Annotated in this window: 11 protein-coding genes; 3 read left to right on the top strand and 8 right to left on the bottom strand. The window is 67.7% G+C overall.

Annotation, left to right across the window (positions count from 1 at the left end):
- From G3I71_RS25580 to G3I71_RS25545, 8 genes are all read right to left on the bottom strand, one after another.
- Positions 1 to 1,414, bottom strand: a 1,414-nt coding sequence (locus G3I71_RS25580) for an FtsK/SpoIIIE domain-containing protein (protein ID WP_164317634.1), incomplete at its 3' end; no start/stop codon positions are given.
- Between the two features lie 88 nt (positions 1,415 to 1,502).
- Positions 1,503 to 1,700: a hypothetical protein gene (locus tag G3I71_RS25575; RefSeq protein ID WP_164317632.1), complete on the bottom strand. Its 198-nt coding sequence runs from the start codon at positions 1,698 to 1,700 to the stop codon at positions 1,503 to 1,505.
- 2 nt (positions 1,701 to 1,702) lie between these two features.
- Entirely contained in the window at positions 1,703 to 2,020 is a 318-nt protein-coding gene (locus G3I71_RS25570; protein WP_164317630.1) for a hypothetical protein, read from the bottom strand.
- Positions 2,021 to 2,022: 2 nt separating this feature from the next.
- Positions 2,023 to 2,415: an RRQRL motif-containing zinc-binding protein gene (locus tag G3I71_RS25565; protein ID WP_164317628.1), complete on the bottom strand. Its 393-nt coding sequence runs from the start codon at positions 2,413 to 2,415 to the stop codon at positions 2,023 to 2,025.
- Positions 2,415 to 3,317: a DUF2637 domain-containing protein gene (locus G3I71_RS25560; RefSeq protein WP_164317674.1), complete on the bottom strand. Its 903-nt coding sequence runs from the start codon at positions 3,315 to 3,317 to the stop codon at positions 2,415 to 2,417. The genes G3I71_RS25565 and G3I71_RS25560 overlap by 1 nt, the downstream gene beginning before the upstream one ends.
- Complete coding sequence (locus G3I71_RS25555; RefSeq protein ID WP_164317625.1) at positions 3,314 to 3,577, bottom strand: hypothetical protein; 264 nt, start codon at positions 3,575 to 3,577, stop codon at positions 3,314 to 3,316. The genes G3I71_RS25560 and G3I71_RS25555 overlap by 4 nt, the downstream gene beginning before the upstream one ends.
- On the bottom strand, positions 3,577 to 3,840 hold the full coding sequence (locus tag G3I71_RS25550) for a DUF6284 family protein (protein WP_164317624.1): 264 nt from the start codon (positions 3,838 to 3,840) through the stop codon (positions 3,577 to 3,579). The genes G3I71_RS25555 and G3I71_RS25550 overlap by 1 nt, the downstream gene beginning before the upstream one ends.
- A 107-nt stretch (positions 3,841 to 3,947) precedes the next feature.
- On the bottom strand, positions 3,948 to 4,133 hold the full coding sequence (locus G3I71_RS25545; RefSeq protein ID WP_006375610.1) for a hypothetical protein: 186 nt from the start codon (positions 4,131 to 4,133) through the stop codon (positions 3,948 to 3,950).
- A gap of 726 nt (positions 4,134 to 4,859) precedes the next feature.
- Here G3I71_RS25545 and G3I71_RS25540 point away from each other — a divergent pair.
- The 3 genes from G3I71_RS25540 to G3I71_RS25530 all read left to right on the top strand — a co-directional run bounded on the left by G3I71_RS25540 (position 4,860) and on the right by G3I71_RS25530 (position 7,305).
- On the top strand, positions 4,860 to 5,618 hold the full coding sequence (locus tag G3I71_RS25540; RefSeq protein WP_164317622.1) for a GntR family transcriptional regulator: 759 nt from the start codon (positions 4,860 to 4,862) through the stop codon (positions 5,616 to 5,618).
- Positions 5,599 to 6,174, top strand: a complete 576-nt coding sequence (locus G3I71_RS25535) for a GNAT family N-acetyltransferase (protein ID WP_164317620.1) — start codon at positions 5,599 to 5,601, stop codon at positions 6,172 to 6,174. Before G3I71_RS25540 ends, G3I71_RS25535 begins: the two co-directional genes overlap by 20 nt.
- 324 nt (positions 6,175 to 6,498) lie before the next feature.
- Entirely contained in the window at positions 6,499 to 7,305 is an 807-nt protein-coding gene (locus G3I71_RS25530) for a hypothetical protein (protein WP_164317618.1), read from the top strand.
- The last annotated feature ends 13 nt before the right edge of the window (positions 7,306 to 7,318 follow it).

Genomic DNA, 7,318 nt, shown 5'->3' with positions numbered 1-7,318 from the left:
ACGCCATCTGTGCTTCGTCCACGATCACGATCAGGGCGGGGAACACCGTTCCGGGCGGGGCCTGGATACGACGGTTCATCTCCTCCACCGCCCGCTCAACCATCTCGGTCACCTGGATCACGTGGTCATCGGTCGGCCCCTGGATCAGCACAGTGGCGAGCCCGTAGAACATCTTCCAGTCGCCGATGCCCTTGAGGTCCCCGATCCAGAACTGAACCGACTTGTCCAACGCGAGCCACAGCGCCAGGGAGCGCAGGGCGACGGTCTTGCCCTGGTTCGACAACCCCGTGATCAGGAGGTGGCGCTGATACACGCTCAGTGCCGCCATGTCGCCGCGCAGGTCCTGCCCCCACGGCGCCTTGCCCTTGGTGTAGTCGGCAGTCATCGTGGCGTCCGTGACCAGCGGAGACGGCCCGATCGGCTCGTCCAGGGCCCCGGAGTCGGCCACCCACAGACGGACCGTGCGGGCCGCTTGCGGGATGGTGATGAACACTTCGTGCTCGTGCCGGGTGAGGTTCTCGGCGAGCTTGCGGCGCCGGTTCTGCACTTCGATCGTGGAGACCCCCGAGGGAAGCGTGACGTCGACTTCCACACCGCATCCGGCAATGCGGATCGGACCCAGCATGGACGCGCCGGCGTCGCCCATCTCTTTGATGGCGCCTCGCAGTGCGGGTACTCCGAGGTCACGCAGGGCCTTGACGACGATGGACGGGGTGACCGGCTCACCCTCACTGCTGCGGACGTTGGCGGGCAGCGCCCACGCGGGTGCGGCCTGCTGCTTGCTGCCGACCGCCCACAGCGCGAACAGCGCGAGCAACGGACCGACGATCACAGCGGTACCCCATGTGACCTGCACGATTCGGATCAGCAGGCCGATGAACTCAATGGTGGCTTTCAGCGGGGTGATGACGTCGCCGATGTCGTGGTTGTTGATCGCCATGACCACCCCGAGCGCGACCAGGACCCCGATGCTCACTCCGGTACCGACCGCAAGGCCCTTGGCGGCCTCCACGGGCGAGTGGAGCAGGTCCATGCGGCGGTGGTGGCGTGCCTGGCGGAAGCGCTGCAAACGCTCCTCCCACTCCTCAGCCGCTTCCAGGTTCCCGGCGGCTTCGGCTGTGCGGATCATGCGCTCGTAACGGGCCCCGGTCTTGCCGTCCCAGGTGCGACGGGCCACGATCCGGCCCCCGTTGAACGTGTAGAGACTGTGCCGCGCCACCGCACGGGCAGCGCTCTTGGTGTTCTCGTGCGTGACGGCGGTTGTGACTGCGCGTCCGGAGCGCACCCACAACGGCACGGGTAGGGCCGGGGCGGGGTCGGGGACCACGGTCAGTGTGGTCACGGTGGCCGGATCGGCCGACGGGTCGAGGGGCGGGGTGGTGTTCTTGTGCAGGTGAACGAGGTTGTCACCCATGAGGGAAAGGCTCCTGACTGCCCCGGACCGGGGCGGGAAGACGAGCGGGGCGCCGGCCTGGCGGAGGCCGACGCCCAAAAAAGGGGGGTCAGCGGCGGTGGCTGGTCTTGTGGGTGCGGAGTGCGGCCTTGCATGCCGGGCAGTTGCGGTGCGGGCCGTTACCGACGACTTGAGGGGGGATCACCTGGCCGCATACGGCCCGTGTCACGCCGAACACCAGCGGCCCGCAGTCCGGGCAGTGAAAGTGCGCGACCAGGACGGGCGCCCTGCCGTTGGTGCGAAACATGCTCACCACCACCCCGACGACTTCTTCGCCGCCTTCTCGCGGGCGGCCTCGGTGATCAGACGCTGCTTCTCGCCGTGCAGGGCGGCCAGTTCGGCGGTCAGCCGCATCTCCGCGTTCGAGGTGGTGGTGTCGATCTGCTGCTCCGCGCGGGCAGTGCTCTTGCCCCGGACGACCTTGTAGGAGCCGCCGATGGTGGCGCGGGCCATGGCCCGGCGCTCGGCACCGTTGAGCGGCCACGACTCGCCGCGCTTGACCGCTGCCAGCTTGACGGCGGCCTTGTGGATCTCGCGGTCGATACGGCGGATCTCGGATTTGGACACGGTCAACTCCCGTTCGGGGTCGGGTCGGGGTAGGCGCACAGCACGCACATGCCGAGCGAGGTCGGCATGCAGTAGCTGTAGATGACCTGGCAGTTGGGGCAGGTGCGGCGGGCCAGCATCGCGAGAGCGAGCGCACCCCACTTCCGGGAGGTCATCGGCCGCACCGGAAGCGCGCGGTCGATGCGGTAGAGGTAGGCGACGCGGACCGTGCCGGCACGCCGGTTGACGCGCATGACCTGCGCCGCTATCGGCTGGCCCCCCGGACGCAAGCCCCGCGCCCGTAACTGGCGGCGGGTGGCGAACTGTTCATCGTCCGGGGCGAACTTCCATGGGTAGGTGGGGATGCCGTAGCGGGCGCCGGTGGGGTCGAAGCACTTGCCGTAGGCGGCGGACATCAGCCGCCTGCCGTAGCGGCCCGCTCGGCACGCAGCGTGTCGCGCAGCATTCGGGCGTTGACCGGCGAGGTGTGTACCGCGAGGCGGATGCCTTCGGCGGTGAGTTTGGCGTCCGGCCAATCGGCCGTCACCTTTCGTGCCTCGGACAGGAGTTGATCGGGTGTGCGCCTGGATCGGGTGGGGCGGGCGACGGCGGGAACCCGACCGGTCGCCCGACGCGCACGGACCGACTCAGCCGCCACCGCACTCCGTACGATCGGGTTGACGGGGACCGGGGCGGTAGGCGGCGGCTTGAGTTCCGCGGTCGACTTCAGCACGTCGACCGCGACCGGATCGGGCACCCGTACCGCAGCCGGAAGGGCGGGCGGCGGGGTCGATTCGGGCAGGTCAGGGGTAGACCGATAACCGATGGTCTCGGTCGATTCCTCCGCATTCGTGTGCAGGGCCGGAATCGGGTCCGGGACCGTGGCCGGGTGGTGGTGCAGCACCTTGGCGACCAGATCGGATCCGAAGTAGATCGACCCGACCGGAAGCGACGTCGCCAACAGCACAAGAGCCCAGTTGGCGGGGTCCCAGTCGGCGAGCCGTCCCCAGTCGACCGTGGCGCCGTGCAGCTCGGGAACGAGACCATGGACGTAGTTGAGGACCAGCGAGGCGAGCGTGTAGGTGCCCAGCACCCGCAACGCGAACTTCCGATCGTCATCGGCGAGCACGAGGGTGGCGACCAGAGCCAGCGCCATCAAACCGTCGACCACGAACGGGTAGAGGGTCGCGGCGGTGTCATCCGCACCGACCGTGCGCGCGATGTCCCGCAGCGCGTTCCACGAGACACGGAACGCCATCGCGACGACCGCGACCAGGGCCAGCACGAGGGCGGCGCGGCCTGTGCGGTTGAGGTTCACCGAAACCACCGCCGCTTCCTCGGCGCAGGCGCCATGGAGTCGGCCTGCTCACGCAGCGCATCGGCCCTGGTCGCGGTCGCCCGGACCGCATCCACAGCCCGCTGACGCTGACCACGGTTGGAGTAGGCGGTGCGTCCGATACGGCCCGACATCTGCCGGGCCTGCCCGGACAGCGCGTCGGCCCGCTGACGCAGCTCCCCCGCCCGTCCCGCCGCGTACTGCTGCTCAGGCGTCTGCATGTCCTTGAACTGGCGGCCCATCACGCACCCACCCCCGGCAGGGGCGCGGTCGTGTTCGCCAGCTCGCGGCCGGCGGTGAGCACCCGGCGGCGGGCCCGGCGGATACGCCGTACGTCCAGCTCGGTCGGGGTGCGGTCCATCGTGGTGATCTGCGCGTCCAGCAGGTCGACCTGCGCGAGGATCAGCGGCATCTCGCGGTCGATGGCGTCCAGCTCGACGGCCGTCGGCTCCATCCAGTCGGCGAACGCGGTAACAGCATCCTGAACAGTGACGATGTGCTTCATGGGTCGTGGTCTCCCTAGCAGGTTGGTACGGCCCGAATCGCGCCCTCGGTGTTAGAGCACCGGGGGCGCTTGCCGTGTGAAGGGTGGGGGTGGGGAAGGGGATTGCGTCAGCGGCGGTCGTTGTGACCGTTGACGTCGTTGACGAGGGCGCTGTGGGGGTAGCCGTCGCGAAGGCGGACCAAGCTGAAGTAGCTGCCGCCCACGCCCGTGATCCGGTGCCACTCGCCCTCGTACCGGACGTCCGTGCCGACCTGGTCGTCATTCGGGTGCGGAAGGTTCCTGTACCGGCGCATCCGGTCGTCCTTTCGATTGGCGAACGGAGCTTGCGCGACTCCCCGCGCTCCGACCCGTACGACCTCGGCGGACCGAGGGGCGGACGGGTCGGAGAGGCAGCCGGCCGCCGCGTCAGTGCGCTGCGGAATCGGGGGTGGACCGGGGATGTACGGCGCCGTCGCTCGGTCCGTGCGGCGGGGCCGGGGTATGTCGTCGGTTCACACCGACCTCCCTCAGTGGGAAGGGAAAACGGCTTCACCGGTCCGCCCTTGCGGGGCAGGCCGGTCCCGAGCCGGTCAAGTCGGGCGCGTCATCGTCACTGCTCTGACGCCAGCAGGGCGGCGCGTACCGGGTAGCCCCCGAGGGGTTGACCTCCAGTGATGGAGGGATGATCCCCACGGCTGTTTCCCAGAGCCAGCACGCAAGAAAGTGACCGCCGGCGGCCATCACCCGGGCCGTTGCGGGGACAGGGACTCACACCCCGTCGAATCAACACACTGTTCAGTTCTCAAAGAACGGCCGCTCCGGTGAGCCTGGTAACCCCGCGATCAGGGGCTCCCGTCTTCACGGGTACTCACCGAGCACTTGCAGTCGGGCAGAACGTTGTACGTGACACCCCGTACAGCTTGTCTGGAGGAGTGCCGCGAGATGAGTTTGCACACCCTGGGGTTGGAAGGTCAAGCCCCCTGGTCTAACTTGTACGGAGGAGTTGGAAATTACGTAGGAGGGTCACCGTGCGGCGAGGGATGACAAAGGCGCAGGAGATTGCTGCTGACCTGCGTGAACGGATTGAAAGCGGCTCACTGACGCCGGGCGACCCGCTTCCGAGCGAGTCCCAGATGATGAAGGAGTACGGCTACAGCCGTGAAACCGTGCGCGCTGGAGTGCGTGCCCTGGTCGATGAAGGGCTCGTGGTGACCGGCCAGGGGCAGGGCAAGTACGTCCGCGAGGACTACCCCCCTGTGGTCTGGAACTGGTCCACGCTCGAAAGCCGCAGCCGCCACGCCAATGCAGTGGAGGGCAAGACTGCGGGGGACCAATGGGCCAGCGTCGTAACGGCGGAGGGCAAGACCCCTCGGCAAGAGATCAGCGTCTCGATCGTTCAACCGCCCGCACACGTGGGGGAGGCGCTGAACATCGCGGAGGGCGGTCTGGTCGTGCTCCGGCAGCGCGTGCGCTTCATTGACAACCGGCCGTACGCCCTAGCTGACTCCTACTTCCCGCAGGAGCTGGTGGCGGGCACTCTGCTCATGGACCCGCGAGACGTGGCCGCGCCCGGCGGCGTACTGGCCTCTGTGGGTTTGGTCCAGGTCAAATACCGCGACGAAATCGCAGTACGTATGCCTACTAGGAAGGAAGCGGAGAGGCTTGCCCTACCTGCGGCAACACCCGTCGCTGAACACACCCGGACCGGTTACGACTCCGACGGGAAGCCCCTTCGATGCATGGTCACAATCCTCCCCGGAGACAGGCACAAGATCCTCTATGAAGTCGACACCAACTGAGTACCTGCGCCCTGCACGTCCGTCCGATGTGCCCGCGCTCATGGCGCTCCGCACTGAGGCGGAAGGGTGGCTGAAGGACAAGGGCACGGACCAATGGAGCGACCCGGAAACGGGCGGTCGGGCGATCGAGAAGTGGCATCAGGCCATCGATGACGGGCGCGCGTGGACGGTCGTTGACAGCTCCGGGGCGATCATCGCCACGGTCAGCCGTGGGCCGGTTGACCGTGACTTCTGGCGCGACGAGGACAAGCCTGAATCCGCCTTCTACCTCTACAAGCTCATCGTTTCGCGAGCAGCGAAGGGCCGACACCTCGGTGGTCGGATTGTCGATTGGGCATCCAAGGTTGCGGCCCTTGAGGGGCGTTCCTGGGTCCGCATCGACACATGGCGCACCAATGAGGGCCTTCACTCGTACTACGAGCGAATGGGCTTCGAGCACCTTCGCACGGAACGGCCGGCACATCGCCGCTCGGGGTGGCTTGCCCAGCGCGCCGCATCGACGCTCACGTATCCAGACGCGCCGCTGCACGTGGGCGCCCCTGCCGACGAAGCCTGAACGCTGGTCTTGTGGGGCCGTCTGTGGGCCGTCCGAGGTCGCTCGACAACGACCAACAACGACCGACAAGAACGGCTAGACCGCAGGTCAGTTGAGGTTTGCACCTCTCTGACCAGGGCCGAAAAGCGGGCCCGCCAGACCCAGGGCAAGAAGAAGTAGGAATAGCGATCATGCCTCTGAGCTGCGCATACGGCGCGACTCAGGGGCATTTTCGCGGCCGTGGGACCTCCGTGGCCCCTCAGAGCACAACCCCTCAGGCGTCCCGTGTGTCTGACGCGGGTGAAGGCACCAACAGCCTCATCAAACGCAGGGGGAAACCACACCATGCGCATACGCGCCACTGTCGCCACCGCTACCGCCGCTGCCGTCAGCGTCGCTCTGGCCGTCACCGCTCTCGCCGCCCCGGCGTCCGGGGCCGACCAGGACGACTCGGCCACGACGTTCTCGAACATCGATGTCAACCACGACTGGCAGGACTACACCGTTGGCGTCGACGCCGCGACGAAGAGACTGATCCCGATCTCCGCGACGCTCAGCGACCCGTCCGGCGTCAAGAGCGTGTCGATCGAGCTGAGGCGCGGAGACGACGCGGAGAAGCCCGACGCGGTCATTACCGCGGGCGCCCACTGCCACAAGACCAACGAGATCACCTCCTGGTGCGAGGCCCTGCTGACGGCCAACCCGAAGGTCAACCTCCACAGCAACGCCCTCGCCGGTCTCTGGTACCTGAGCTTCGTGGCCACCGACGGCGAAGGCAACGTCACCCGCGGGGACGGCCTCACCGACCTCACATCCTTCGCCCGCGTCAAGCGCACGACCTACATGTCTCAGACCGACGCCGGCCCGGAGCCGGTGACCAAGGGCAAGAACCTCACGGTCAAGGCCCAGATGACCGTCGCCAGCTGGGAGACGAACAAGAACGTCCCCCTCGTCGGGCACCAGCTGCTGCTCCAGTACCGCAAGGGCACGAGCGGCCCCTTCAAGACGCTGAAGAAGGTCAAGACCGACCGGAACGGCTGGGCCACGGCCACCGTGCAGGCGGCCGCGGACGGCGCGTACCGCTACACCTTCGAGGGCACGAACCTCACCATGCCCGCGGCCGGCTGGACCGACTACGTCGATGTGAAGTGAGCCCGGACCCGAT

Origin of the sequence: Streptomyces sp. SID12501, assembly GCF_010550245.1 — a bacterium.
In the GTDB taxonomy this organism is placed as follows: domain Bacteria; phylum Actinomycetota; class Actinomycetes; order Streptomycetales; family Streptomycetaceae; genus Streptomyces.
This window is presented reverse-complemented; position numbering and strand designations above follow the sequence as displayed.

Coding starts and splice junctions, on each gene's coding strand:
- G3I71_RS25575 (WP_164317632.1), bottom strand. CDS start 1,700: ATGTTTCGCACCAACGGCAGGGCGCCCGTCCTGGTCGCGCACTTTCAC.
- G3I71_RS25565 (WP_164317628.1), bottom strand. CDS start 2,415: ATGTCCGCCGCCTACGGCAAGTGCTTCGACCCCACCGGCGCCCGCTAC.
- G3I71_RS25555 (WP_164317625.1), bottom strand. CDS start 3,577: ATGGGCCGCCAGTTCAAGGACATGCAGACGCCTGAGCAGCAGTACGCG.
- G3I71_RS25550 (WP_164317624.1), bottom strand. CDS start 3,840: ATGAAGCACATCGTCACTGTTCAGGATGCTGTTACCGCGTTCGCCGAC.
- G3I71_RS25545 (WP_006375610.1), bottom strand. CDS start 4,133: ATGCGCCGGTACAGGAACCTTCCGCACCCGAATGACGACCAGGTCGGC.
- G3I71_RS25540 (WP_164317622.1), top strand. CDS start 4,860: ATGACAAAGGCGCAGGAGATTGCTGCTGACCTGCGTGAACGGATTGAA.
- G3I71_RS25535 (WP_164317620.1), top strand. CDS start 5,599: ATGAAGTCGACACCAACTGAGTACCTGCGCCCTGCACGTCCGTCCGAT.
- G3I71_RS25530 (WP_164317618.1), top strand. CDS start 6,499: ATGCGCATACGCGCCACTGTCGCCACCGCTACCGCCGCTGCCGTCAGC.